Source organism: Siccibacter colletis (assembly GCF_025914095.1).
GTDB lineage: Bacteria > Pseudomonadota > Gammaproteobacteria > Enterobacterales > Enterobacteriaceae > Siccibacter > Siccibacter colletis.
Genome location: NZ_CP074352.1, coordinates 2,296,866 through 2,321,655, shown reverse-complemented (window position 1 = coordinate 2,321,655; position 24,790 = coordinate 2,296,866). Strand labels below are relative to the sequence as shown.

The 24,790-nt window shown below is 59.3% G+C and carries 19 protein-coding genes and 2 pseudogenes; 7 read left to right on the top strand and 14 right to left on the bottom strand.

What is annotated here, in order from left to right; translation table 11 throughout:
• Nucleotides 1-172: 172 nt before the first annotated feature.
• On the top strand, nucleotides 173-1,138 hold the full coding sequence (locus tag KFZ77_RS11190; RefSeq protein ID WP_031523532.1) for a chemotaxis protein: 966 nt from the start codon (nucleotides 173-175) through the stop codon (nucleotides 1,136-1,138).
• 60 nt (nucleotides 1,139-1,198) lie between these two features.
• Here KFZ77_RS11190 and KFZ77_RS19745 read toward each other — a convergent pair whose 3' ends face one another.
• From KFZ77_RS19745 to nhaB, 3 genes are all read right to left on the bottom strand, one after another.
• Nucleotides 1,199-1,288 (bottom strand): hypothetical protein, encoded by a 90-nt coding sequence (locus tag KFZ77_RS19745; protein WP_390901274.1) that lies wholly within the window; start codon nucleotides 1,286-1,288, stop codon nucleotides 1,199-1,201.
• A gap of 101 nt (nucleotides 1,289-1,389) precedes the next feature.
• Nucleotides 1,390-1,920 (bottom strand): disulfide bond formation protein DsbB, encoded by a 531-nt coding sequence (dsbB, locus tag KFZ77_RS11185; protein WP_031523534.1) that lies wholly within the window; start codon nucleotides 1,918-1,920, stop codon nucleotides 1,390-1,392.
• Between the two features lie 154 nt (nucleotides 1,921-2,074).
• Nucleotides 2,075-3,613 (bottom strand): sodium/proton antiporter NhaB, encoded by a 1,539-nt coding sequence (gene nhaB, locus KFZ77_RS11180; RefSeq protein ID WP_031523536.1) that lies wholly within the window; start codon nucleotides 3,611-3,613, stop codon nucleotides 2,075-2,077.
• Between the two features lie 217 nt (nucleotides 3,614-3,830).
• Between nhaB and fadR the strand changes: the two genes are divergently transcribed.
• On the top strand, nucleotides 3,831-4,550 hold the full coding sequence (gene fadR / locus KFZ77_RS11175) for a fatty acid metabolism transcriptional regulator FadR (protein ID WP_031523538.1): 720 nt from the start codon (nucleotides 3,831-3,833) through the stop codon (nucleotides 4,548-4,550).
• A 170-nt stretch (nucleotides 4,551-4,720) separates the two neighbouring features.
• Here the strand turns inward: fadR and KFZ77_RS11170 are convergent, their stop codons facing one another.
• Nucleotides 4,721-6,256, bottom strand: coding sequence for a SpoVR family protein (locus KFZ77_RS11170; RefSeq protein ID WP_031523540.1), 1,536 nt, complete (start codon nucleotides 6,254-6,256; stop codon nucleotides 4,721-4,723).
• Nucleotides 6,257-6,579: 323 nt separating this feature from the next.
• Here KFZ77_RS11170 and KFZ77_RS11165 point away from each other — a divergent pair, with 323 nt between their 5' ends.
• From KFZ77_RS11165 to KFZ77_RS19820, 3 genes and pseudogenes are all read left to right on the top strand, one after another.
• Entirely contained in the window at nucleotides 6,580-7,878 is a 1,299-nt protein-coding gene (locus KFZ77_RS11165; protein WP_031523542.1) for a D-amino acid dehydrogenase, read from the top strand.
• A gap of 12 nt (nucleotides 7,879-7,890) precedes the next feature.
• The gene (gene dadX, locus KFZ77_RS11160; RefSeq protein ID WP_264384221.1) at nucleotides 7,891-8,961 is read left to right on the top strand and encodes a catabolic alanine racemase DadX; all 1,071 of its coding nucleotides are present in this window, start codon (nucleotides 7,891-7,893) and stop codon (nucleotides 8,959-8,961) included.
• A pseudogene (locus KFZ77_RS19820) lies at nucleotides 8,922-9,044 on the top strand (hypothetical protein); the annotation flags it as partial. The gene dadX and the pseudogene KFZ77_RS19820, both read left to right, overlap by 40 nt.
• Here KFZ77_RS19820 and KFZ77_RS11155 read toward each other — a convergent pair.
• Both KFZ77_RS11155 and ldcA read right to left on the bottom strand, forming a co-directional pair.
• Nucleotides 8,997-10,709 (bottom strand): annotated as a pseudogene (locus KFZ77_RS11155) (potassium/proton antiporter); the annotation flags it as partial. The pseudogenes KFZ77_RS19820 and KFZ77_RS11155 sit on opposite strands and share 48 nt — an antisense overlap.
• 152 nt (nucleotides 10,710-10,861) lie before the next feature.
• Entirely contained in the window at nucleotides 10,862-11,773 is a 912-nt protein-coding gene (ldcA, locus tag KFZ77_RS11150) for a muramoyltetrapeptide carboxypeptidase (protein ID WP_264384219.1), read from the bottom strand.
• A gap of 189 nt (nucleotides 11,774-11,962) precedes the next feature.
• Here ldcA and emtA point away from each other — a divergent pair, with 189 nt between their 5' ends.
• Nucleotides 11,963-12,574, top strand: coding sequence for a membrane-bound lytic murein transglycosylase EmtA (gene emtA, locus KFZ77_RS11145; RefSeq protein WP_072002043.1), 612 nt, complete (start codon nucleotides 11,963-11,965; stop codon nucleotides 12,572-12,574).
• Here emtA and ycgR read toward each other — a convergent pair whose 3' ends face one another.
• Complete coding sequence (gene ycgR, locus KFZ77_RS11140) at nucleotides 12,575-13,306, bottom strand: flagellar brake protein YcgR (RefSeq protein WP_031523553.1); 732 nt, start codon at nucleotides 13,304-13,306, stop codon at nucleotides 12,575-12,577.
• A 220-nt stretch (nucleotides 13,307-13,526) separates the two neighbouring features.
• On the opposite strand from ycgR, the gene KFZ77_RS11135 reads away from it, so the two are divergent.
• On the top strand, nucleotides 13,527-13,781 hold the full coding sequence (locus tag KFZ77_RS11135) for a GlsB/YeaQ/YmgE family stress response membrane protein (RefSeq protein ID WP_264384218.1): 255 nt from the start codon (nucleotides 13,527-13,529) through the stop codon (nucleotides 13,779-13,781).
• Nucleotides 13,782-13,965: 184 nt separating this feature from the next.
• Here KFZ77_RS11135 and KFZ77_RS11130 read toward each other — a convergent pair whose 3' ends face one another.
• From KFZ77_RS11130 to KFZ77_RS11100, 7 genes are all read right to left on the bottom strand, one after another.
• Nucleotides 13,966-16,089, bottom strand: coding sequence for a TonB-dependent siderophore receptor (locus tag KFZ77_RS11130; protein WP_264384217.1), 2,124 nt, complete (start codon nucleotides 16,087-16,089; stop codon nucleotides 13,966-13,968).
• Between the two features lie 252 nt (nucleotides 16,090-16,341).
• Complete coding sequence (locus KFZ77_RS11125) at nucleotides 16,342-18,081, bottom strand: alpha,alpha-trehalase (RefSeq protein WP_264384216.1); 1,740 nt, start codon at nucleotides 18,079-18,081, stop codon at nucleotides 16,342-16,344.
• Nucleotides 18,082-18,190: 109 nt separating this feature from the next.
• Nucleotides 18,191-19,750 carry an alpha/beta hydrolase-fold protein gene (locus KFZ77_RS11120; protein WP_406678773.1) on the bottom strand — a complete coding sequence of 520 codons (1,560 nt, stop codon included), beginning with the start codon at nucleotides 19,748-19,750 and terminating at the stop codon, nucleotides 18,191-18,193.
• 465 nt (nucleotides 19,751-20,215) lie between these two features.
• Nucleotides 20,216-21,595: a serine/threonine protein kinase gene (locus KFZ77_RS11115; protein ID WP_264384214.1), complete on the bottom strand. Its 1,380-nt coding sequence runs from the start codon at nucleotides 21,593-21,595 to the stop codon at nucleotides 20,216-20,218.
• 39 nt (nucleotides 21,596-21,634) lie between these two features.
• A complete protein-coding gene (locus tag KFZ77_RS11110; protein ID WP_264384213.1) occupies nucleotides 21,635-22,585 on the bottom strand; it encodes a hypothetical protein in 951 nt (316 codons plus the stop codon).
• A 240-nt stretch (nucleotides 22,586-22,825) separates the two neighbouring features.
• Complete coding sequence (locus KFZ77_RS11105) at nucleotides 22,826-23,320, bottom strand: SH3 domain-containing protein (protein WP_031523567.1); 495 nt, start codon at nucleotides 23,318-23,320, stop codon at nucleotides 22,826-22,828.
• A gap of 332 nt (nucleotides 23,321-23,652) precedes the next feature.
• Complete coding sequence (locus KFZ77_RS11100) at nucleotides 23,653-24,666, bottom strand: LacI family DNA-binding transcriptional regulator (protein WP_264384212.1); 1,014 nt, start codon at nucleotides 24,664-24,666, stop codon at nucleotides 23,653-23,655.
• Nucleotides 24,667-24,790: the final 124 nt, after the last annotated feature.

Below are 24,790 nucleotides of genomic sequence, written 5' to 3'. Positions count from 1 at the left end.
CGTAATCAAAAAACTCTTTCACCCTGACCTGTATTTTTTCCTTCCGCTGTCGATAACTTCTTCAGAACAATTTTTTGTAGCGCACGTGTCTGACAGCGATGTGGATATTCCGTTAACCATCATTCCTGACGCCTCATGAGCTAACAACGACCCGCATACCGTGGAGGGAAAAGTGGATAACTTTCAGAAAGAGATTGATGAGAGGGCGAACCTCGCCCTGTCAAATAAGTTTGAGCTGCTGCTGTTTCGCCTGGGCACCGCGCTGCACTCTGACAAGTCAGAGCTGTTTGGCATCAACGTCTTCAAGCTGCGCGAAATTGTCCCGATGCCAACCATCACCCGCGCGGCGGGCATGAAATCCCCGTTGCTGGGCGTGGTGAGCATCCGCGATCAGATTATCCCGGTTATCGATCTGCCTGCGGTTGCGGGCTGCACGCCCACCACCGGCCTGAACCTGCTGCTGGTCACCGAATATGCGCGCAGCACTCAGGCGTTCGCCGTGGAAGCGGTGGACAATATCGTGCGCCTCAACTGGAACCAGGTACATCCGGCCGAGTCGGCGATGAGCACCCGCAACATCACCAGCATCGCCTGTCTCGATGATGACCAGCAGGCCAACGAACTGGCGATGGTGCTGGACGTGGAACAGATCCTGTATGACATCATTCCGTCGGCCCGCGACGTGCCGATGAAAGAGGTGAAGGATCGCACCTTTAACATCAAACCGGGCGCGGTGGCCATCGTGGCAGAGGATTCGAAGGTCGCCCGCACCATGCTGGAGCAAGGGCTGAAGAGCATGGGCATTCCGGCGCTGATGCACAACACCGGGCTGGAAGCCTGGGAAAAGATCAAGCTGATGGCGAAAGAAGCGCAGGCAGAGGGCAAACCGATCGGCGATAAAATCGCCATGGTGCTGACCGATCTGGAAATGCCGGAAATGGATGGTTTTACCCTGACGCGCAACATCAAGCTGGACGACAAACTGAAGCGCATTCCGGTGGTGATCCACTCCTCGTTGTCGGGAAGTGCTAACGAAGAGCACGTGCGTAAAGTGGGCGCGGATGCTTACGTCGCCAAGTTTGAAATCAACGAGCTTTCTGCGGTGATCCACCGCGTGCTGGACGCCCCGGTAAGTTAACTGCTGAAGCGTATCCTGGCCACAGGAGATAAAAAAGGTCGCCGAAGCGACCTTTTTTTACTACTTTTTCGTCGGAACCGGTTGTTTATCGCCGGATTCCGGCGCATCGTTCGGATTGTCTTTCTCTACCTGCATCAGAAAATAGTGCATTCATTCCTCCTCAGTTGCCGGACACAGGCTAAGTATAGAAAAGCCTGCGCCAGACAAGCCAGGCGGCAGAGACAAAAAACGCGCCCTGAGGCGCGTTCTGCTTAGCGACCAAACAGATCGCGACGTTTCGGTTTGAACGGCTGGGCTATCAACACCAGCAGCGCGACCAGCATGTAAGCGGCGAAAATACCGATCAACCACTGCGGCATTTCCAGAGAGAGAAACTCCCACTGGCGCACCGAGCAGTCGCCGGAAGCGACAAACACCTGCGGCAGCCATTTGTCGAGCGGCAGCCAGGTGGGGAATTTTGCCGCGAACGGGCAGACGGCAAACGGCGACGGGTGCAGCTGCAGCATGGTGTGCTCATACGAGAGCCGTAAGCCTTCCCAGGCGCTGTAAATCCACAGGGCGATAGCCCCATAGCGCAGCGGTGATTTCGGGGCGATGGCACCCAGCAGGCCCGCACCCATCACGCCGAACAGCGCGCAGCGCTCATAGATACACAGCACGCACGGCTTCAGCAGCATGACGTGCTGGAACCACAACGCCACCATCTCCAGGGCAAACGCCGTCAGGGCCATTAAAAGCCAGGCGCCACGTCCGCGCGAGCACTGATTCAAATATCGCAACATAATCTGATTTCCCTGCATTATGCGGTAAAGCGGCAGTGTAAACGAAAACCGCTCTGCCGCCACCTGGCAGCCAAAAAATATCTGACGAAACGGGAGTTTATTGACGTGAAGCGGCATATCGGGCGGTATTCACCCGATATGCCAGGAGCAGGCGTTATTTCGCGATAAGACCGCTGGCGAGCAGCCAGTCGGTAAACGGCACCAGCGTGTACTCCACGCACAGCCAGCCGGTGAGGGTGAGCACTATGGTGTAGGGCAGCGCCATCCACACCATTCGCCCGTAGGAGAGCCGGATCAGCGGTGCCAGCGAGGAGGTCAGCAGGAACAGGAACGCCGCCTGGCCGTTGGGCGTCGCTACCGAAGGCAGGTTAGTGCCGGTGTTAATCGCGACCGCCAGCAGGTGGTACTGCTCCAGCGAAATGATGCCCTGTTCAAACGCATGTTTCGCCTCGTTGATATAGACCGTGCCGACAAACACGTTATCGGAAACCGACGACAGCAGGCCGTTGAACAGGTAGAACAGCGACAGCTGAGACTGCGGCTCCGCCTGCAGCACGTAGCCGATAATCGGCGCGAACAGCTGCTGATCGATGATCACCGCCACGACAGCAAAGAACACGGTGAGCAGGGCAGTAAAGGGCAGCGACTCGGTAAAGGCTTTGCCAATGGTGTGTTCATCGGTAACGCCGCACAGCGAGGTGGCGAGAATAATTACCGACAGGCCAATCAGCCCGACTTCGGCCAGGTGCAGGGCGAGGGCGATAATCACCCAGACGCCGATAAGCCCCTGAACCACCAGGTTGAGGCGCTCCTGGCGGGTGCGTCTGGCGCTGGCATCCTGTTCGTAATCGCGCAGAATATGGCGCACCTTCTCCGGCAGCGGCTCGCCGTAACCGAAGCGATGACTCTTCTCCAGCAGTACGCAGGTCAACAGGCCCAGGACCAGCACCGGCATGCTCACCGGAGCGACGCGCAGCATAAACTCGCCAAACGACCAGTCAACGGTGCGGGCGATCAGCAGGTTCTGCGGCTCGCCGACCATGGTGACTACGCCGCCAAGCGCGGTACCCACGCCGGCATGCATCATCAGGCTGCGCAGAAAGGCGCGAAATTTATCAAGCGTCTCGCGGCTGTCATGGGCGAGGCCGGAATCGTCATGCAGTTCACCCGGTTCGTCGCCGCGCGAAGCGACGCGATGGTAAATGCCATAGAAACCCAGCGCGACGCTAATGACCACCGCCACCACGGTGAGGGCATCCAGGAAGGCAGAGAGAAACGCCGCCGCACCGCAGAACGCCAGCGACAGCAGGGTTTTCGAGCGAATGGTCAGCAGCAGTCGGGTGAAAATCAACAGCAGCAGCTGTTTCATAAACCAGATGCCCGCCACCATAAAGATCAGCAGCAGCACCACTTCGAGGTTATTCGCGATCTCCTCGCGCACATGGTCGGCGCTGGTCATACCGATGGCGACCGCTTCAATCGCCAGCAGCCCGCCGGGCAGCAGCGGATAGCATTTGAGCGCCATCCCGAGGGTGAAAATAAACCCCACCACCAGCAGCCAGCCGGCGATAAAGGGGCTGACGAGGAATACCAGTGGGTTAATAACCAGAAAAGCCAGCAGCGTCAGTTTGTACCAGTCGGGCGACTGGCCGAGGAAGTTGCGATACAGAGCACGACCAAATGAGATATCCACACGCGTTTCCCTTGCGGGTTCCATGAAAAGAAGTACGTAACGGCTGAGCCTAGAGGACGTGCGCCTGTCAGGCAAGACGCAAATCTGCATTACGCTGACATTCATTGACAAAAATCGAAGAACGATCCCCTTTTTGGCCCCCGCAGCGGCTATCTGCGGGTCCGGGGCTCTGGTATGATGAGTGAATTTGCTAAAGCAATGTAATGGAAATCTCTCTATGGTGATTAAGGCGCAAAGCCCTGCGGGTTTCGCGGAAGAGTATATTATCGAAAGCATCTGGAACAGCCGCTTCCCCCCGGGATCGATCCTGCCTGCTGAACGTGAACTCTCTGAACTGATTGGTGTTACCCGCACGACGCTCCGTGAAGTATTGCAGCGCCTCGCCCGTGATGGCTGGTTGACCATCCAGCACGGCAAGCCGACAAAGGTGAATAACTTCTGGGAAACTTCCGGCCTCAACATCCTGGAAACCCTGGCGCGTCTCGACCACGAAAGCGTGCCGCAGCTTATCGATAACCTGCTGTCGGTGCGGACGAACATCTCCACCATCTTTATTCGCACCGCCTTCCGTCAGCATCCGGAAGAGGCGCAGAAGGTGCTGGCCACCGCCGATGAAGTGGAAGATCACGCCGATGCCTTCGCGCTGCTCGACTACAACATCTTCCGCGGCCTGGCGTTCGCCTCCGGCAATCCGATTTACGGGCTGATTTTAAACGGCATGAAAGGGCTGTATACCCGCATTGGTCGCCACTACTTCGCGAACCCGGAAGCCCGCAGCCTGGCGCTCGGCTTTTACCACAAGCTTGGCACGCTGTGCCGCGACGGCCTGCACGACCAGGTGTATGAAACCGTGCGCCGCTACGGCCACGAGAGTGGCGAGATCTGGCACCGCATGCAGAAGTCGCTACCCGGCGATCTGGCGATGCACAGCCGCTAAATAAAAGGCCACCCCAGGGTGGCCTTTTTACTGCATCGTGCCGGGCTACAGCCTTGTAGGGCGGGTAAGCCTGCGCACCCGCCGCAGCTGCATTTTCAAAGGTGGGTGCGCTACGCTTACCCACCCTATAAGCTGAACTGTTCGATGGCCTTTGTACTGCATAGCCCGGGCTACAACGTATTCAGCCGCGGCGGGCAGCGCTCCAGCAGTTCCACGCTGCCGTCGTCGTTCTGCTGCTCCAGAATCACGTCAAATCCCCACAGGCGATGCACATGCTTCAGCACCTCGCGACGGCCCTTGTCCAGTGGCGCACGGTTCTGCGGAATGTAGCGCAGCGTCAGGGAGCGGTCGCCGCGCAGATCCACATTCCACACCTGAATATTGGGTTCCAGGTTGCTGAGGTTGTACTGCGACGACAGCTTGTTGCGGATCTCGCGGTAACCGTCTTCGTTATGAATCGCCGAGATCTCCAGGTAGTTCTGGCGATCGTCATCCATCACGGTAAAGAAGCGGAAATCGCGCATGATTTTCGGCGACAGGAACTGGCTGATAAAGCTTTCGTCTTTGAAATCCCGCATCGCAAAATGCAGCGTCTCCAGCCAGTCGCTGCCGGCGATTTCCGGGAACCAGTACCGGTCCTCGTCGGTCGGTGACTGACAGATACGCTTGATGTCCTGGAACATGGCAAAGCCGAGGGCGTAGGGGTTAATACCGCTGTACCACGGGCTGTTATAGGGCGGCTGAAATACCACGTTAGTGTGGCTGTGGAGAAACTCCAGCATAAAGCGGTCGGTGACCTTCCCCTCGTCATACAGGTGATTGAGAATGGTGTAGTGCCAGAAGGTGGCCCAACCCTCGTTCATCACCTGGGTCTGCTTCTGCGGATAGAAATACTGGCTCACCTTGCGCACGATGCGCAGGATCTCACGCTGCCAGGATTCGAGCAGCGGGGCGTTTTTCTCCATAAAGTACAGCAGATTCTCCTGGGGCTCGGCGGGATATCGCCGCGCTTCGGCGACGGTCTTCTCTTCGTCGCGTTTCGGCAGGGTGCGCCACAGCATGTTCACCTGGCTCTGGAGATACTCCTCGCGGCTTTTCTGGCGCGCTTTTTCCTCCTGCAATGATATTTTCTGCGGACGCTTGTAGCGATCGACTCCGTAGTTCATCAGGGCGTGGCAGGAATCGAGTAGCTTCTCCACTTCCTCAACCCCGTAGCGCTCCTCGCACTCGGTGATGTAGTTGCGGGCAAAGATCAGATAATCGACGATGGAGCTGGCGTCAGTCCAGCTGCGGAACAGGTAGTTATTTTTAAAGAAGGAGTTGTGCCCGTAGCAGGCATGCGCCATCACCAGAGCCTGCATGGTGATGGTGTTCTCCTCCATCAGGTAAGCGATGCAGGGGTTAGAGTTGATGACGATCTCGTACGCCAGCCCCTGCTGGCCGTGCTTGTACAGCCGCTCGGTCTCAATGAACTTTTTACCGAATGACCAGTGGGTATAGTTGATTGGCATCCCTACGCTGGAGTAGGCGTCCATCATCTGCTCGGAGGTGATGACTTCAATCTGATGCGGATAGGTGTCGAGACGGTAGAGTTTCGCCACGCGGTCAATCTCCGCCAGGTAGTCATCGAGCAGCTCGAACGTCCAGTCGGGTCCGTCGCTCAGTCGGGTGGCATCCTTCATACTGTAATCAGTTACTGTAGCCATTAGCGCGCCCTCATTGTCACGGGCTCTTTTTCAGGTAAGAGCCTCATTCACAAGCATAGAACACGGCGTCCAGTTAGCGCGTGCAGCAAAAATTTTTTGTTTGCGATTTCGCATTTGAAATGCGCCGCTTCTGCCGCTTCCGGCAGAGTTTTACGCTACGGAAAATTGAAGTGCAGAAGGAGATCCTGAAACCAGCCATCCCGCACCGGTGCAGCGATGTGTGAGGCAAGTCACCATAAAAAAGCCGTATGTTGAATAACATTTTCAACTGAGTTATCAATTTGTAATCAGAAGATTATTCTTTACCTCGAAGCGGAGTCGATATGCGTGTAGTGGTGCTGGGAAGTGGGGTGGTCGGCGTGACCACCGCCTGGTATTTGAATCAGGCAGGTCATGAGGTTACGGTGATTGACCGCGCGGAAGGATCGGCGCTGGAGACCAGCGCGGCCAACGCCGGGCAGATCTCACCGGGCTATGCGGCCCCGTGGGCAGCGCCAGGCGTACCGCTGAAGGCGATCAAATGGATGTTCCAGCGCCATGCCCCGCTGGCTATCGGCCTCGACGGCAGCGCCTTCCAGCTGAAATGGATGTGGCAGATGCTGCGCAACTGCGACATGCGCCACTATCAGGAGAATAAAGGGCGCATGGTGCGCCTCGCGGAATACAGCCGCGACTGCCTGAAAACGCTGCGCAGCGAGACCGGCATCGAATACGAAGGGCGGCAGGGCGGCACGTTACAGCTGTTCCGCACCGCGCAACAGTTTGAAAACGCGGCAAAGGATATCGCCGTGCTGGAGGAGGCCGGGGTGCCGTGGCAGCTGCTGGAGTCGCATCGCCTGGCCGAAGCCGAACCGGCGCTGGGGGCTGTGGCGAACAAGCTGACCGGCGGCCTGCGTCTGCCCAACGATGAAACCGGCGACTGCCAGCTGTTTACCCAGCGCCTGGCGCGTATGGCGCAGGACGCCGGCGTGGTATTTCGCTACAACACGCCGGTGGATCGCCTGCTGTACGAAGGACATAACATCTACGGTGTGAAGTGCGGCGATGAGGTGATTAAGGCCGATGGCTACGTGATGGCGTTCGGCTCCTATTCAACCGCCATGCTCAGGGGGCTGGTGGATATTCCGGTCTATCCGCTGAAAGGTTACTCGCTCACGATTCCCATCGCCGACGAGAGCGGTGCGCCGGTCTCGACGGTACTGGATGAAACCTACAAAATCGCCATTACCCGCTTCGATAACCGTATTCGCGTCGGCGGCATGGCGGAGATCGTCGGCTTCAACACCGATCTGCTGAAACCGCGCCGCGAAACCCTGGAGATGGTGGTGCGCGATCTCTATCCGCGCGGCGGGCATATCGAGCAGGCTAGCTTCTGGACCGGCCTGCGCCCCATGACGCCGGACGGCACGCCCATCGTTGGCCGCACGCCGTTTAAAAATCTCTGGCTTAACACCGGCCACGGCACTCTCGGCTGGACCATGGCCTGCGGTTCAGGTCAGATGCTCAGCGACGTTATTTCCGGGCGCACGCCGGCTATTCCGTTTGAGGATCTCTCGGTGGCGCGCTACGACGCCCGCTTTACGCCGCAGACCGCCCGGGAGTGGCACGGCGCGCATCAGTAACAAGGAGCTGTCATGTCACGTCCCATTACGGCGAGCCTGAACCTCGAGGCGCTGCGCCAGAATTTACAGATTATCCGCCGCGCCGCGTCCGGGGCGCGGGTCTGGTCGGTGGTGAAAGCCAACGCTTACGGTCACGGGCTGGATCGCGTCTGGAGCGCTCTCGGCGCCACCGACGGTTTCGCGCTGCTTAATCTTGAAGAGGCTATTCTGCTGCGCGAGCGCGGCTGGAAAGGGCCGATCCTGATGCTGGAAGGCTTTTTCCATGCCGATGAGCTGGAACTGTTCGACAAATACCGGCTCACCACCAGCCTGCACAGCAACTGGCAGGTGAAAGCCCTGGCCAGTGCGAAGCTGCACGATCCGATCGACGTCTACCTGAAGATGAACAGCGGCATGAACCGACTCGGTTTCGCCCCGGAGCGGGTGCACAGCATCTGGCAGCAGCTGCGGGCTATTCCCAACGTCGGCGAGCTGACGTTAATGGCGCATTTTGCCGATGCTGAAAAGCCGGACGGCATTATCGAACCGATGAAGCGTATTGAGCAGGCCGCCGAAGGGCTGGCATGCCGCCGCTCGCTGGCGAACTCTGCCGCCACGCTCTGGCATCCTGAGACCCATTTTGACTGGGTGCGTCCGGGCATTATTCTCTATGGCGCCTCGCCGAGCGGGCAGTGGCAGGATATTGCCGCCAGCGGCCTGAAACCGGTCATGACCCTGAAGAGCGAAATTATCGGTATTCAGACCCTGCATGCCGGGGCCTGCGTCGGATATGGTAGCCGTTTCCGGGCGCAGGGCGAGCAGCGCATCGGTATCGTGGCGGGGGGCTATGCTGACGGTTATCCGCGTCATGCCCCGGACGGCACGCCGGTGCTGGTGGAAGGAGTGAAAACCGGGATTGTCGGGACAGTGTCGATGGATATGCTGGCCGTGGATCTGACGCCGTGCCCGCAGGCGGGAATTGGCAGTCCGGTAGAGCTCTGGGGCGAAGAGATCAGAATTGACGACGTGGCGGCCGCCAGCGGCACTGTGGGGTATGAGCTGATGTGCGCCCTGGCCCCACGTGTGCCTGTAGTGACGTTGTAACCTTTAGCCGGGGCGGATTACTCCGCCTCGTCTTCCGGGGTGCGCACGCCGACCTTGCGCACGTCGTTATTTTCCTTCTCTGCTACGGTCCAGATCATCCCGGCAAACTCAATCTGGTCGCCCACCACCGGTGCGGCCCCGAGTTTGCGCTGCACCATTTCGCCCAGTGTCTGCTGGGTATCAAAGCCCTCATCCAGATCGAGACCGTAGATCACCGCGATATCCGCAAACCGTGCGCTGGCTTCAAGAATAAAGTCGCCGAAGAAGCGCTGATCCAGCGCTACCGGCGGCGACTGGCTGAACAGCTTGCCGAGCGCTGGCAGGTCACGCTCGCGGCCAATCACGCACAGCACATCCCCTTCCTGCAGCCGGGTGCTGCCGGTGGGGTGCAGCAGGGTATTATCCCGGAACAGCGCGGCAATACGCGTATCGGCGGGCATATGCAGGTCGCGCAGGGCGGCGCCCACGCACCACTTGTCGGCGCTGAGCTGATAGACAAATTGCTCCCACGGGTTTTCCGGGTGAATATCCAGCCCGACGCGCGAAACCGGGCGGCCCACCGGCGGCACCACCACTTTTGCACGCTTCGCCGCCCAGCCGAGGGACGTCCCCTGCAACAGCAGCGAGACCAGCACCACAAAGAAGGCGACGTTGAAGAACAGGCGCGAATTCTCCAGACCGGCCATCATCGGGAAGACGGCAAGAATGATCGGCACTGCACCGCGCAGACCCACCCAGCTGATGAAGATGCGCTCGCGCAGGTTGAAGCCGCGGAACGGCAGCAGGGACGCAAACACCGACAGCGGACGGGCGATGAAAATCATGCAGGCCGAAAGCAGAATGGCCGGGAGAGCAATCGGCAGCAGATCCGAGGGCGTGACCAGCAGGCCCAGCACCAGGAACATGCCAATCTGCGCCAGCCAGGCCATACCGTCGAAGGTCTGCAGAATACCGAAGCGGTTGCGGATCGGGCGATTCCCCAGCATAAAACCACACAGGTAAACCGCGAGAATGCCGCTGCCTTCCAGCGCGGTGGTAACGGCAAATACCAGAATACCGCCGCTCAGCGCCAGCAGGGGGTATAGCCCCTGCGGCAGGTCGATGCGGTTGATGGTCTGCAGCATCAGATAGCCGCCGCCAAGCCCCAGCGCGATCCCCAGGCCAAACTGCTGAATGATGTGCACCACGAACATCCAGTCGAGCTGAACGTGATGCAGCTTGATCATTTCGATAAGCGTGATGGTGAGAAAGACCGCCATCGGGTCGTTGCTGCCGGATTCGATCTCAAGCGTCGCGCCGACGCGCTCGTTGAGGCCTTTGCCGCCCAGCAGCGAGAAGACCGCTGCCGCATCGGTCGAGCCGACGATAGCGCCGATCAGCAGCCCTTCGATAATCGGCAGATTGAACAGCCACGCCGCGGCCATCCCGGTCAGACCGGAGGTAATAAGCACGCCGACGGTGGCCAGCGACAGCGCCGGACCGAGGGCGACCCGGAAGGAGCTGGCCTGGGTGCGCATCCCGCCATCCAGCAGGATCACCGCCAGCGCGAGGTTACTCACCAGGTAGGCGAAAGGGTAGTTATCGAACGGAATACCGCCGATACCGTCTTCACCCGCCAGCATGCCGATGGCGAGAAAGATGACCAGAATAGGGATACCGAGACGGGATGAAAACGAACTCAAAAGAATACTGAAGGTTACCAGTACCGAACCCATGATAAATAAACTAACGACCGCCCCTGCGTCCAAAGTGCATCATCTCCTCAAAGCAAATGTAAAACCTGATACCCGGTGTGATCAGACCCGCGGCAGCGCGGCGCGCGTGGTCTGCACCATTATGGGTATACCACAATTATCAACGAGGTGATTGTTCAATAAGCGTGGTGAATATGATTTTTCACTCAGCGCAGCACCGGATGGCCGGTCAGGGTAAGGGTGGTCTGCTCCCCGTCATGGGCTAAACGGCCCTGCGCCCCGAGCGGCAGCGTTACCGTCTGCGGCTCGTGCCCGAACGCCAGACCGCTAATCACCGGGATTGGCAGCCGCGCCCGCAGCCCGGCACACATCTCATTGAAATCATAACCCGCGTCGTAGTCGTTCGGTGACGAACCGCTGAAGCTGCCCAGCACCAGCGCGCGCTGCTTGTCCAGCACCCCGGCATAGAACAGCTGGAGCAGCATGCGTTCCACGCGGAACGGATGCTCGTTGATATCTTCCACCACCAGAATGCCGCCGTCGATCGCCGGCATCCACGGCGTGCCCATCAGCGAGGCGATCATCGCCAGATTGCCGCCCCACACCTGGCCGCTGACCGTACAGGCCGGGCCGCTGCCCTGCCACGCAAGCGTAAAGGTCGGCTCGCGCAGCGCCAGCCAGAAGTGGTGCCGGGTGAAGGCATCGAGAGTCTCCGCACCGAAATTCCCCGCCAGCATCGGCCCGCTGAAGGTAATGGCATTCCCTTTAGCCAGCAGCGCCAGCTGGAAGGCGGTAAAGTCGCTGTGTCCGCAGATAAGCAGCGGATCGGCCGCCTGACGCGCCAGCAGAGCATCATAGTCCACGCCATCCAGCAGGCGGCTCATGCCGTAGCCTCCGCGCACCGGCATCACAATATCCACCGCGCAGGGAAGTGTAGCGAGTGCATTGAGATCCGCCAGCCGTTCGGCATCGGTTCCGGCAAAACGCTGGTGGCGACGCGCGATCGCTGTCTGATGCTCCACCTGATGGCCTTCCGCCTCCAGACGCGCCACGCCGCGCTGGGCAGCCTGCTGTTGCAGGCAGTAGCCTGACGGGGCAATCAAATGAAATACGGACATGGCAACTCCCTGCGTAGCGGTAAGAGGGAAATATGATGCCGCGTCGCGCCCGGCTTGTCATCCGCCGGTTATACTTCTGCCCAGCCGCTCCGCTGTCTGGGCATTTTGGGAGCGCGTGCCCTTGCGGCGCAGCGGCACCAGGCAGTATGTTGTGCGGGCCTGTTTATCTGATGTGATGAGGGAGTGAGCGTGAAGTTTAGTGGAATCATTGTTCTGATGTTGCTGCTGGCGGGCTGTAGCAGCAAGCCGGACTATAAAAGTGTGCCGTGGCAGGCCCAAGCGCCGACCAGCCGGGCACTGCAGTGGATGCCGTTCAGCGAGCAGGCAGGCGAGGAGTATGGCGTCAGCCCGCGCCTGATCACGGCGATTATCGCCGTCGAATCGGGGGGCAAACCCGAGCTGGTAAGCGCATCGAATGCGGTCGGTCTGATGCAGATTAAAGCCTCAACCGCCGGAAAAGAAGTGTATCGCCATATGGGATGGGCCGGACAGCCTTCCACCCGCGAGCTGAAAGATCCGCAGCGCAATATCGCTATTGGCACCGCGTATCTGAGCGTGCTGGAGCATGGCATCCTGGCGGGGATTGAAGATCCGCAGACCATGCAGTATGCGCTGGTGGTGTCCTATGTGAACGGCGCAGGCGCGCTGCTGCGCACCTTCTCTTCCGATCGCAAAGCGGCCATTGAGAAGATCAACGACCTCAGTCCGCAGGAGTTTTACCAGCACGTGGTAGACAATCATCCATCGCCGCAGGCACCACGTTATCTGTGGAAGGTCCAGCAGGCGATGGCAGCGATGTGATCAGCGAACGCGGCTGGCCTTTTCGTGGGCCGCGCGTTCCAGCGAGAAGATAATGCGTTGCAGTTCACGCTCCGTCGCCGGGTTCACGTTCAGGAAACGGAAGCTCAGACGGGGCGTGCTGACGGTGTGGTTCTTGCTGTCCACAAAGGTGCGGCTGGAGAGCGTGAGCAGCTGCATATCGAAATGGTATTTCCCGCGATCCAGCAGATCGACCTCGCAGTGCGGAAACATCATGCCTTCGGTCAGATTCTCCGGCATTTCCCCTTCTACCAGCGCCCCCATACCGCCAACCGAGATATCAGACACGCGAAAGCGCAGGCGGCTGCCGTCCGGCATCACGGCGGTACAGTGGCAGGCGGGTTGCACCGGGGCGCTGATACGGAAAAATTCGCGGCGCTGAACGAACCACAGCGAGGCGGGCAACGGGGTAATAAATGCCGGTAGCCCCTGATACTCCCCGGCCTCCACAGCGGAAAGGGCAAATTCTACCTTCGCGCCGTCGGTTTCAGCCCCAACATCAATGTGTTCCGCACGTAGAATGCTCTGATTTTCCCAGGTCTGGCTGCCAAAATCGAGCACCAGCCGTTCGCTGCTGGCATCAAGGATACGGCTGATCAGCTGACCGCCGCTCCAGGACAGGCGCACCGGAACCTGCTGCTTTTGCAGATCCCGCAGCACGCCTGATATGGCAAGGGGATGTTGTTTTAAAAACTGCTCATTGTAATTGCTCACACCAGAAGCCTCGCCAGAATTTAAAAAGAATCTCAGCGCCAGTTATCGGCACTGAAGCAGAAAACTTAATACAAACTACTTAACTTTTTTGTAGCCCCACTTAATATCAATTCGTGATATTCCTCACCTTTTTCAATTCCTTGCCTATACTTAGTTCACGACGGCCTCAGCAACTGGTCTGAGACGTCATCCGGAATCACAACTAAAGAGGACGTTAAACATGGGTATCCTGGCGTGGATTGTATTCGGCCTGATCGCAGGTGTAATCGCTAAATTCATCATGCCTGGCCGTGACGGTGGCGGTGTCATCCTGACCATTATTCTCGGTATCGTGGGTGCGGTTGTCGGCGGCTGGCTCGCCACTTTCTTTGGTATCGGTGGGGACGTAACCGGATTCAACCTGGGCAGCTTCATGGTCGCCGTAGTGGGTGCGATTGTGGTACTGGCTATCTATCGACTTGTGCGTCGCAACTAAGTCGCTATTTTGAAGAAAACGGCCCTGATGGGCCGTTTTTTTTATCACCAGTCATCCTCGACGGTGCTACTACCGTGCGTTCGACCATTAATGCACAGGGTCGGTAAGCGCAGCGCATCCACCTTCGTATGGGTAGCGGGTGCGCAGGCTTACTTCTCCCGGGGCAGTAATACGCCGTTTTTAATCAGAAGTCGTAGCCGACGGTTGCTACTACCGTGCGTTCGGCACCCCAGTAGCAGTTAGTGGTGTAGCAGCCCGACACGTATTCGCGGTCGGTGAGGTTATTGGCATTAACCTGCACGAACGCCCCTTTCAGTGCGCTGTTCCACGCGCCCAGATCCGCTTTCACCATCGCATCCATCAGCGTCACTGACCCGATACGGTTGCTGTTCTGATCCTCGGCCCACTGTTTACCGATGTAACGCACCCCGGCGCCGGCGCTGATGCCGTAGTCGAACTGATAGTGTGCCCAGAACGAGGCCATCTGATCCGGCGTCATCAGCGGCGTATTGCCGTCTTTGCCGCCGAGCGAATTTTCAAACTTGACGCGGTTCCAGGTGTAGCCCGCAATGGCGCTCAGACGCGGGGTGATCTGGTTACGCGCTTCCAGTTCCACGCCCTGGGAGTGCACGTCCCCGGCCGCGTAGTAAGTGGCTGGCTCTACGTTCTCATCACGCTGGGAGACATCTTCCTGGGTAAGATCGAAGATGGCGATGCTGTACATATCACTGGTGCCTGGCGGCTGATACTTCAGGCCGGCTTCGTACTGCTCGGCGGTGCTCGGCTGCAGCAGTTCACCGGTGGCGCTTTGCAGGATCGACGGCGTCAGCGCCTGGCTGTAGCTCAGGTATGGCGAGAGGCCGTTCTCAAAGGCGTAGAGCACCGATGCACGGCCGCTAACCTTATCATCTGAACGGCGATATGCGGTGTTAAAGGTATTGCTTACCTGCTTCGACACCACGCGATCGTAGCGCCCGGAGAGCGCGACGTGCCAGCGGTTCCACTCCAGATCGTCCTGCAGATAAACCCCGGCCTGGTAGTAGCGGCGGTTGTTGTCGTTGGTATAGGCATCGTTGATGACGTGACCCGTTTGCGTGGCTTCGCCGGTGAACGGGTTCAGAAGCGCGGCGCTGCCTACGGTGCTAAGAATATCATTACGGAAGCGGTGATATTCCGCACCCAGCGTCAAGGTGTGCTTCACCTCGCCGGTAGCGAAATCGGCCTGCAGGCGGTTATCGGTGGACCATGCATCGAGCGAGTCCTGCGAGCCAACGTAGCCGCGGTTCAGCAGATTGCTGTCGCCCTCCCAGCCTTTCTGATACACCTGAGCGAGATTCGCGTTGCTGTGGGTGTAGCTCCCGCTGGAGTGTAGCGACCAGACATCGTCGAAGCGGTGATTGAACTCGACGCTGTAAAGCTGTTCGCGGCGCTGGTAGCCATCGAGGCGGTCGCCTTCGTTGTAGCTGTTGGGCAGCTTGTGGCCGTTACGGGCATACAGCGCCCCTTCGATCGGCGCCGAACCGTGATAGCCGCCGGAGGGATCTTTCTGCAGGTAGGCGCGCAGCAGCAGGCTGGTGTCTTCGCTCGGCTGCCACAGCAGCGACGGGGAGATGGCGTAGCGCTCTTCCCGGGTGTTGTCGTACTGGGTATCGGTATTGCGCGTGATGCCGGTGATGCGGAAGGCCCACTGGTCGTTGATGGCATCGGTATAGTCGAAGGCACCGGATTTCGTGTTCTGCGTCCCGGCGGAGAGGCGGAAGTGGCCTTCAGAGCGGAACTGCGGGCGCTTTGAGGTCAGGTTGACCAGCCCGCCGGGGATAGTCTGACCGTACAGCGACGAGGACGGACCCTTGATTACGTCCACGCGCTCAATAAACCACGGATCGATCTGCAAAATATTATGGCTGCCGCCATCGCTCATCAGGCGCATACCGTCGAGGAACAGGTTATCGACGTCGCCGCCGTGGAAACCGCGCAGGCCGATGGCGTCGAAACGTGACGCGCCGCCGCCGATGTTGCTGAACACGCCGGGGGTGTAGCTTAGCGCTTCGTTAAAGTTGCTGGCACCCTGATCTTCCATCTGCTGACGCGTCACCACCGACACCGACTGGGCAGTGGTGATCAGCGGCTGGTCAGTTTTGGTAGCACCGGTGCTGCTCTTTACCGTATATCCCTCAGTGGGAGAGGTAGCGGTCTGCGCCGGTGCGGCGGTGACCACCACGGTATCTTCCGCCGCAAAAACCTGGCTGGTGGACAGCGCCAGCGCGCACAGCAGCACCGGGCGCTTAAGTTTAAAAACCTTCGTCATGTTCATATCCCTGGCATCAAGGTGGCAAAGCAGCTCCGCCGCCCGGCGATAAGCGGGCCGCAGAGGCAGAAGTGAAAACAGAATGCGAATTATTATCGTTATTGTTTGTTGGTTTCAAGCGGTGAATGTTTGAAACGCGAAGCGTAAAGCCGTTGATTTACTGCGGATTTAACTGCAATCCCGCAGCACGTCAGGCGAGAGCGTAAAAAGGGGTAAAAACCCTGCTACCAGAAATGGTAGCAGGGGGAGGGGTTACTGCGCGGAAGCCGGGGCGGCAGTTTGCGGTTGTGCAGCGGGCTGCGCCGCCTGTGCTGGTGTCGTGCTCGGCGTGCTGCCCGGACGGGTTTCCGGCACCTCGTCGCACGGCGTCTCTTTGCCACACAGCAGATCGAGCATTTTCAGCGTCACGCCGTTGGTCCAGCCAAAGCCGTCCTGCAGCGGGTATTCACCGCCGCCGCCACCGGTGCCGGTAGAGCTGATATCATATTTCTCCACCAGCTTGTGCTCGCGGTTGTAGGTGTGCTGGACGTTGGTCAGGAAGCGCCAGGTGACGTCCATCGCCAGGTCCTTCTGCCCGTAGTTGATGAGCCCTTCGGTCGCCACCCACTGCAGCGGCGCCCAGCCGTTCGGGGCATCCCACTGCTGACCGCTGTTCACGGTGGTGGTTGCCAGCCCGCCGGCTTTCAGCAACTGCGCCCGCGTGGCGGCGGCTACTTTGTCGGCGCGATCCCGGGCAGCGGCTTTCACGTAGAGCGGATACAGGGCGGCTGCCGTCAGCTGATCGCGTACCGCCTGCTTGCGCAGATCGTAATCCGCATACCACCCCTGTTTGTCGTTCCACAGGTTGGCTTCAATTGCCCGCTGGCGGTCATTCGCCAGCGCGTTATAGCGTGCAGCACCCGCGCTGTCGCCTGCCGCAGTACTGGCGCTGGCAAGGGTTTTCTCCAGCTGATAGAGCAGGGCGTTGAGATCCACCGGCACGATGTGCGTGGTGTGTATCGACCCCAGCTGCTGCGGATTATCCATCCAGCGCGAGCTGAAGTCCCAGCCCGAGGCCGCTCCGGCACGCAAATCGCGATAGATTTCGGTGGCCGGGCGATCCGGGTTGTTTTTCGCGGTGGTGACATCATCGAGCCAGGATTCGGTGCGGGGTGTGTCGCGATCGTCCCAGTAGCGGTTCAGCAGCGAGCCATCCTTCAGCTTCACCACCCGTTTGTGCGCTTCGCCCGGAGCCAGCGCATCGCTGCCTTCCATCCAGTACGCATACTCTTTTTTGAGCTGCGGCAGGTATGTTTTCAACGCGTCCTTATCATGGGTCGCCAGCAGTTCGACCATAAAGGAGAAGAATGGCGGCTGGGAGCGGCTCAGGTAGTAGCTGCGGTTGCCGTTAGGGATGTGTCCCCAGGCATCGATCTCATGGGCGAAGTTCGCCACCATGTCTTCGATATTGTCCCAGCGCCCACTTTCGGCAAGGCCCAGCATGGTGAAGTAGCTGTCCCAGTAATAGACCTCGCGGAAACGTCCACCCGGCACCACGTAGGACTCCGGCAGCGGCAGTAGGGAATCCCACTTGCCGGCGGTATCGGTGGTGCGCGTCAGCACCGGCCACAGGCCGTCAATATGCTCGCGCAGGTTCTGGCCTTCCGGCGGCACATACTTTTCGCCCTCGGCAGGGAGCGTGAAGTTGACGTTGACGAAGTGGCGCAGATCGAAGCCGGACTGGTTACGCTGCATGCGGTAGTCGGCCAGAATCATCAGCGGATCGCTTTTTGGCACCGCGTCGGCAAAAGTTTTCTGATCCGGGAACAGCTTCGCACTTTGTACTGCGGTAAACAGTGGGCCAAGCAGCACGTCAGGCGGCTGCGGTTGGCTCTGTGCCTGGGCTTCCTGTGCCAGCGCAGTCGGCGTGGAAAGCATAAAGAATGCGCCACCCAGAGCCAGTTGTACGGCAAACAGCAGCGAGGTGGAACGACGCAAAACGGGTGTAGTCATCGATAAATCTCCTTTTCGGGTGGGTTGCCGAACCCACTGCGATTGCGATCAACCCAATGAAAACCTTAGACGAATTTTGCCGACGCGGGGGCGCGCTGCGCCATTTTTGTCAGCGCGGCCCGCTAAAATGCCGCAGGCCCGTCACCAGCGCCTCGCACCAGCCGCTGTAATCATGTCCGCTGGCGGTGGGATGAAAACTGACCGGGTAGCCTTTGCTGCGCAGCACCTGCTCAAATTCAAGATTGTTCAGGTAGATGCCGTTGTCTGGACCGTCGATCTCGAACGTGCCAGCCTGCAGCCAGAAGCGTATCGGCTGGCGTGGCGCACGCTGGTATTCCCGGGTGAGCCAGCTGGCGGGTTCACCTTTCGGTGCCCACCAGTAAGATCCGGAGAGGCTCAGGACGTTGCCGAACAGTTGCGGATAGCGCAGGGCCACCCATGCCGCGGCGAGGCCACCGTAGCTGGAACCGGAAAGGATCGTGTGCGAGGCATGCAGGGGCAGCCCACGGGCGCTCAGCCAGGGACGCAGCTCCTGCGCCATCACATCGGCAAATACCGGGTTCGGGGTCAGCTCCTGAGCGCGGCGCGCCAGATCGAGGCTGTCGATCAGCACCAGATTGACCGGAGGGAGTTCGCCACGGGCAATAAGCGCATCCAGCACGTTAACGATGCGCTGCTCCTGCTGGTAGACGTTGCCGTCGAACAGCATCAGCGTCCATGCCGCGGCCCGATGCGGACGATAGATCTGAATATCACGCTCGTTGTCCAGTCGGTCGCTGTAGAAGCGGCTGCGGGTCAGTGCGCCTGCGGTCAGCGGATGTGCCATCGCTGCGGCAGTGCAGTCGCGCTGCCGGGTGAGATCGAGTAAGGACGCGTGGTTCCAGCGGTCGTGGGAACCCGGTTTGCCGCTGCGCGGGTTGAGCGGATCGGCCTGGGCGTTGACCAGAATCGCGCGATGCTGCGCGAGGGGCGAGTCGGGTATTGCCGGTACGTCGGGGGAAAAACGGTACTGCATCAGCGTATCGGCGGGGACAACGAAGCTGCGAAACCAGACGTCGCTGTCGGCAAGGCGAAACAGCGGCACCTGATCCCCCGCCGGGGAGCCAAACAGGTAGACATTGCGCTGGTCGCCGCGCCACAGGAAGGTCACCCGCTTGTGGCGCGCATCGTAAGGCTCTATCAGCGGCGTGCCCCGGGTCGCTATGCTGCGCCAGAACGCCTCGCTGCTTTCCCCGGCGGCGAGGCGGGCGCTGAGACGTTGCAACGTGGGGCTGACCGGAGCCGGAGTCTGGCGACGCTCAAGGGGCGTGGCGGCCCTGATATGCCAGCTCAGACTCCACGGCTGGTTTGGCTTACCGGAGAGGTGCAGGGTTGTGGTCTGCTGATGCGGTAGCGCGAACAGTAGCTGATGATTACCTTCTGACGGCCCGTGGCGCAGCAGCTCGCGATATGGCTGCTCCCCACGCCGCAGCCCGGCGTCGATGGCCCCGCTTAATTCAGCGGTAACGTAGTTCTCAGCGACTACCGGCAGGGTAAAGCAAAGTTTACCGCTGGCATCAAAGTGCCCCTGTTTTTTGCCGGTCATGGGCAAAGGCTCGCAGGCCAGTGCTTCGCCCGAAGCCATCAGCGTTCCGGTCAGTAATCCCAGCGTGATCCAGTTCATGCGCATCACCTTCATCCGATGAAAGCCGTTACGCTAATGTAAATGCGAATTATTTTCAACTGGACGCTGCGTTACTGCCAGGTGAGATCGACAGAAAACGTGTGTGCGCTGGTGGTGTAACCAGTATTCTGAAAACTGGTGCTGTCGATATTACCAAACGGAACCTGAATATTGCGGTTACTTAGCTGACAGCCAACGGAACTGGTAACGACATTACTGGTGCCATTCCACAATGGCGGTCCGGAAAAATTATATCCCCCGACACAAAAAAGTTTGTGCCTACAATTGGTATCGTTGTAATTTTCCCGGCTTGCGTTTCGTTTTTAGTTTTTACAACTACGACGCTCCCTGTTATATCGAAAGGTTCGGTAGCGTTAGTAGGTATCTTATTCTGTAACTTGCGTGCTGGTTGCGCGTAACCTGTAAAAAAAATCCACGCCGCAGCGTGGATGGTAAGCGTACATCAGCGTGTCAGGATCGTGGATTGAGCAACCAGGTACCCGGTGTGCCGATGGTCAGCCTGACGCTGCGCGACTGGCTGCGGCTGCGCAGTTCAATCTGGTAGTTGCCGGGCGGGAGCTGCACAAAACCGTAGCCGTTAGCGGCAGGCACCACCTTCTGAACTTTATCATTGACGATCAGCTGTTCGCCCTCGTACATGCGCACGTAGACCCGGGCCGTGCGATCTTCATCGGCTGGGGCAGCGCTGTCTGCAGCAGGCGCTGCCGGCGCAGACGCGGGGTGTGCCGGTGCCGGGGTGTCCGCCTGCTCAGGCGCGCTGCCACCGCCAAAAATCAGCGCACCGGCAATCACACCCACCAGCACCCCGGCAGCGATCTGTAGCGGCGTCAGGTAACGTTTCCAGGCGGGCTGCGCGACCTCGGTTTTTTCTTCCTCTACCGGCACCAGCATAGTGCCCGGGCGGGTAATGCCCGGCGCGCTGCTGGCGGCGGACGGCGTAATATCCGCCAGCTCGGCGAAGGCGGCGATTGACTGCGGGCGATCTTCGGGCTTCAGCGCCAGGGCGCGATCCACCGCGGTTAACAGCGCGGTGGAGTAACCCTGCGGCTGCAGCTCGGTCAGCGGTTTGCAGGTGTCCTGAATGCTGCGCGTGACGCTGGCCGGCGGGCAGGTGCCGGTAATCAGGGTATAGAGCACCGCCCCCAGGGCATAGATATCGGTCCAGGGACCAATCTGGCTTTCCAGGTCATCGGTGTACTGCTCAAGCGGCGCGAAGCCGGGGTGCAGCAGGCTTTTGCTGTTATCGGCAATGCCGGTCAGGTTGCGGCGCGAGGCCCCGGAGTTGAGTAGCAGCGGAATGCCGCTGTCCTGGATCTGAATGCTTTTCAGGGTGATGTCGCGGTGAATGTAATCGCCCTGGTGCAGGGTATCCAGCGCCCCGCACACCATCGGCAACATGCGGCGGATCCAGGCTTCGTCGATGGTTTCAGGCTGCTGCTGGTGTAGCTCCGCCAGGGTAATGCCGCTGTAAAAAGGGGTGGCGGCGTAAGCGGTTTCGTTAATCAGCCAGAAGCGCAGTACCTGAATCAGGTTAGGGTGGTTGAACTGCGCCAGCTGGCGCGCTTCCTGCACGAAGTTGTTCAGTCCACTGGTGAAGGCGGCGGTGTCCTGCTTGCTGCGCAGCACCAGGCTCATGTCGTCGTTACGCACCGTCAGCGCGCGGGGCATAAATTCCCGCAGCGCCACCTGGCGCTCCAGATGCCGGTCCCAGGCGCGGTAGACGATGCCTTCGTTGGTGGAATCAACCACTTCCTGGATTTCAAACTCATCAAACTGATAACCGGGCGGCAGAGCATCGGGAATGCGCGGGGTGATATCGTTGTTTGTCATGGTGAAAGATCTCTGCTCGATAGTAACGAAAGTTCAGGTTTATTTCTGCGCGCGCCAGGCGCCAACCGCCGGATCGCGCAGCTGCGGGTGCAGAGAATCAATCAGCAGCAGCGTAATGGTGATATCCGACTCAAGCCAGGCTGACCAGAACTTGCGTACCTCGTTCAGGCGCGCCTGCAAACGCGGCTCGTCGAGAGCCATATCGCGCGATACCTCTACCGCCACGGTGCCGGTAGATTGCCAGCCGTTGAGCTGAGGGTTATAGGGCAGAATCATCCAGCTTTGCGGGGCGTGCTCGTTGCTCACCACCATGCGTTCATTATTAAGGGTGGTGATAAGAAGTGTATCGGCATTGGCATCGCGACGCAGGCCCACCACCGGGAAGCCGTGCACGAAGGTCATTTCCAGCCGCTTTTCACCGTGCTGGCCGCGCTGAACCACTTCGCTGCGCCCGTTGAGCCAGCCGCCTTTTTCACACTTGCCGTCAGGAATAAACAGCGCTGAGGTGTTGGCATCGCCCTGCCAGAAGGTGCGCAGATGGCAGCCGTCTTTAAGGGTGAACTCCAGCCACGGAGTACGATCGGCAAGGGGAGAGAGATCTTCGGCGCGCTCACCGCTATTGGTTTCCAGTGCCGGGCCAGGGGCGATGGTGATCTCCCACTCGCTGGCTTTGGTGGCGGTTCCCTGGGCGATGGGTTTGTCCTGCGGGGTGGTCAGCTGCCAGTTCACCAGCTGCAGCCTGGCGCACTGGCTTTCCAGCAGCGCCCCGAGACGCGGCATAAAGGCGTTTAAGATGGTGGCGTCCTGTTCGCCGTTGGCGACGATTCGCAGCGGCAGTTCGGCGGCGCACCAGCTTTGCGGCGTGTTATCGCTGATGTTGTCGATCCAGACGTCCAGCTTCTGGGAAGGTGACTGCACGATACGGTAATTCCCTGCCCAGACGCTGGAAGATGCCAGGAGCAGCGCCAGACCTGAAAGCCAGACTTTCATAAAAATCCTTCTTAACCTGAATGAGTGATGCCGAAAAGCGGTGCCGTTGCGTCGAATTTACCGGGCACAAGCGGATAAGCGTCCGGTAACTGCTTGTTTTACCGATTTTCACGCTAATTTTCCAGGGCTATTTCTGATAGACATACTGCAAATTTCATGCGCGGGGTCGGGGAGGTCCGGAAACATGGCACCAGGCGAAGCGGGTAACGCCCGGTACCATGCAGATATTGCGCGTGGTGTTTAATCGATAATCCAGGTACCGCTGTTGGCGTTCTGACAGGCTTTGCTGGCACCATCGATCGCCACGCAGGTTGATTTCTTCGCGGCACGACGCGGTTTCGGACGGTCGCTTTTGATGGTCTGCGCATACAACTCGCTTTTCACCAGCGCGCGCAGCGGCACGTAGCCAATAAGCTGCTCCTGATCCTGCTCGGCCACTGCCAGCCAGTTATGCTCCACCTGACCCAGTACGGTGTAGGTCTGGCCGTTTTCCAGCTGGGAGATCACCTTGCCGCCGAAATCGGGCTTGCTCATCACATAGCCGGGATAGAGCGCGCGGTAGCTGGCATTAACCGGGGTGAACTCCGTCGGGGGGCTGACGGCGTAACGGTGCGTGAGGGTCACGCCGTTAATTTCACTGGTCACAATGGTATCGTCGGTCATTTTGGGCGCGGGGGCTTTACAGCCGACTACGCTGGCAACAATAAGAAGTGCTAATACATTACGCAATTTCATCGTGACTTTCCCTGGATAGATGGTGTAAACCCGACTGCCGTGGCGTGCGGGAGTGAGGCGCAAGAAATGCCACGACGGGGAATCAGCCCGGTCGATGCTGTCGCCGCCGTTCATCAGGAATTGTTTCCCGCTGAACCAGCACGTTATCGCCCGGGTAATAAATGATAGCCGTGATTTTACATAGCCTGATTGACAATTCAATGCCGTTATTGCCCCGGCACAGCATTAAATGCGACCTGTGGATTGCGGCGGCAAAATAATGGCGATGGCGGCAGTCAATTTACGTCCAGGCTGGTAATGATAAGCCAGACTTTATTAATAATTCCGGTGAATTATTCACGTGCCGTCTTGCTTATCACCGCCACCGATTCACGCAGGATCAGCGTGCCTTCATGACGCCGTGCGCTGCCGGGTTCGTCGGTGGCCAACAGAATGCGCACCGCGTCGCTGATCATCTCATCCATGGGAATGTGCAGCGTGGTTAACGCGGGTGTGTAATAGCGGCCAATAATCGAATCATCGAATCCGGCAAGGGAGATATCCTGCGGTATACGGCGCCCGGACTCGCTGATGGCTTTCGCCGCGCCGATAGCCATATCGTCATTGGCGGCCAGCACGCAGGTCACCGCAATACCGTTTGCCAGCAGCGCGCGTCCGGCTTCGTAGCCGCTTTCAGTGGTCCAGCTGCCCGGCAGGATCAGCGCCTCATCACAGGCAATACCGGCTTCGCGCAGCGCGTCCTGATAACCGGCAAGGCGGCTGTCACCGGTGGGGGAATCGGGCGCGCCAGCGATAAACGCGATGCGCTGATGGCCCTGGCTAATCAGGTAGCGCGTCATGCGCTGGCTGCCTTCCCGGTGATCGACGAATACCGAACTGGCGCGGTGGCGATTAAGCTCGCGGTTGATCACCACCACCGGCACGCTGGCGGTATCGATCAGCGTGTCCAGCTCCTCAACGCTGAGAAACTTAGGGTAGATCATGATGGCGTCGCAGCGCAGCTGCTGGAGAAAGGCGATGGCGTCGCGCTCATCCTGGCTGCTGTTTTTGCCGTCGGCGAGGATCAACTGGCGCTGGTTGCGTTCGCTGAGGGTGGCGGCCTGATAGATCATGCCGGAGAAGAACGGGCCGTTATACAGGCGGTTGGTGATCACCAGCCCCACCGAGTTAGATTCGCGGGTCGCCAGCTTGCGCGCCAGCAGGTTAGGGCGGTAGCCCGTTTCGGCAATCGCCTTGTCGATGCGCGCTCTCACCTCGTCGCTGACGAACACTTTGCCGTTCAGCGCCCGGGAAACCGTGGCTTTTGAGACGCCAGCTTTTCTGGCGACGTCCAGTATTGTGACCATAACATCCTCAGTAACAGTGACGCATCGCGCCGGGCAGTGCGCCTGACGCGGCGGGGACATCATAGTGCAGGCGGTGCGGTGCGCCAATGGCGGGCGCGCTACGCTGTGCGCTGCGCCCGCCCTG

What these genes read in the sequence shown, in the direction of transcription:
- KFZ77_RS19745 (WP_390901274.1), bottom strand. Translation starts at nt 1,288, where the DNA reads ATGCACTATTTTCTGATGCAGGTAGAGAAAGACAATCCGAACGATGCG.
- dsbB (WP_031523534.1), bottom strand. Translation starts at nt 1,920, where the DNA reads ATGTTGCGATATTTGAATCAGTGCTCGCGCGGACGTGGCGCCTGGCTT.
- fadR (WP_031523538.1), top strand. Translation starts at nt 3,831, where the DNA reads ATGGTGATTAAGGCGCAAAGCCCTGCGGGTTTCGCGGAAGAGTATATT.
- KFZ77_RS11170 (WP_031523540.1), bottom strand. Translation starts at nt 6,256, where the DNA reads ATGGCTACAGTAACTGATTACAGTATGAAGGATGCCACCCGACTGAGC.
- KFZ77_RS11165 (WP_031523542.1), top strand. Translation starts at nt 6,580, where the DNA reads ATGCGTGTAGTGGTGCTGGGAAGTGGGGTGGTCGGCGTGACCACCGCC.
- dadX (WP_264384221.1), top strand. Translation starts at nt 7,891, where the DNA reads ATGTCACGTCCCATTACGGCGAGCCTGAACCTCGAGGCGCTGCGCCAG.
- ldcA (WP_264384219.1), bottom strand. Translation starts at nt 11,773, where the DNA reads ATGTCCGTATTTCATTTGATTGCCCCGTCAGGCTACTGCCTGCAACAG.
- KFZ77_RS11135 (WP_264384218.1), top strand. Translation starts at nt 13,527, where the DNA reads ATGGGTATCCTGGCGTGGATTGTATTCGGCCTGATCGCAGGTGTAATC.
- KFZ77_RS11130 (WP_264384217.1), bottom strand. Translation starts at nt 16,089, where the DNA reads ATGACGAAGGTTTTTAAACTTAAGCGCCCGGTGCTGCTGTGCGCGCTG.
- KFZ77_RS11125 (WP_264384216.1), bottom strand. Translation starts at nt 18,081, where the DNA reads ATGACTACACCCGTTTTGCGTCGTTCCACCTCGCTGCTGTTTGCCGTA.
- KFZ77_RS11120 (WP_406678773.1), bottom strand. Translation starts at nt 19,750, where the DNA reads ATGCGCATGAACTGGATCACGCTGGGATTACTGACCGGAACGCTGATG.
- KFZ77_RS11115 (WP_264384214.1), bottom strand. Translation starts at nt 21,595, where the DNA reads ATGACAAACAACGATATCACCCCGCGCATTCCCGATGCTCTGCCGCCC.
- KFZ77_RS11110 (WP_264384213.1), bottom strand. Translation starts at nt 22,585, where the DNA reads ATGAAAGTCTGGCTTTCAGGTCTGGCGCTGCTCCTGGCATCTTCCAGC.
- KFZ77_RS11105 (WP_031523567.1), bottom strand. Translation starts at nt 23,320, where the DNA reads ATGAAATTGCGTAATGTATTAGCACTTCTTATTGTTGCCAGCGTAGTC.
- KFZ77_RS11100 (WP_264384212.1), bottom strand. Translation starts at nt 24,666, where the DNA reads ATGGTCACAATACTGGACGTCGCCAGAAAAGCTGGCGTCTCAAAAGCC.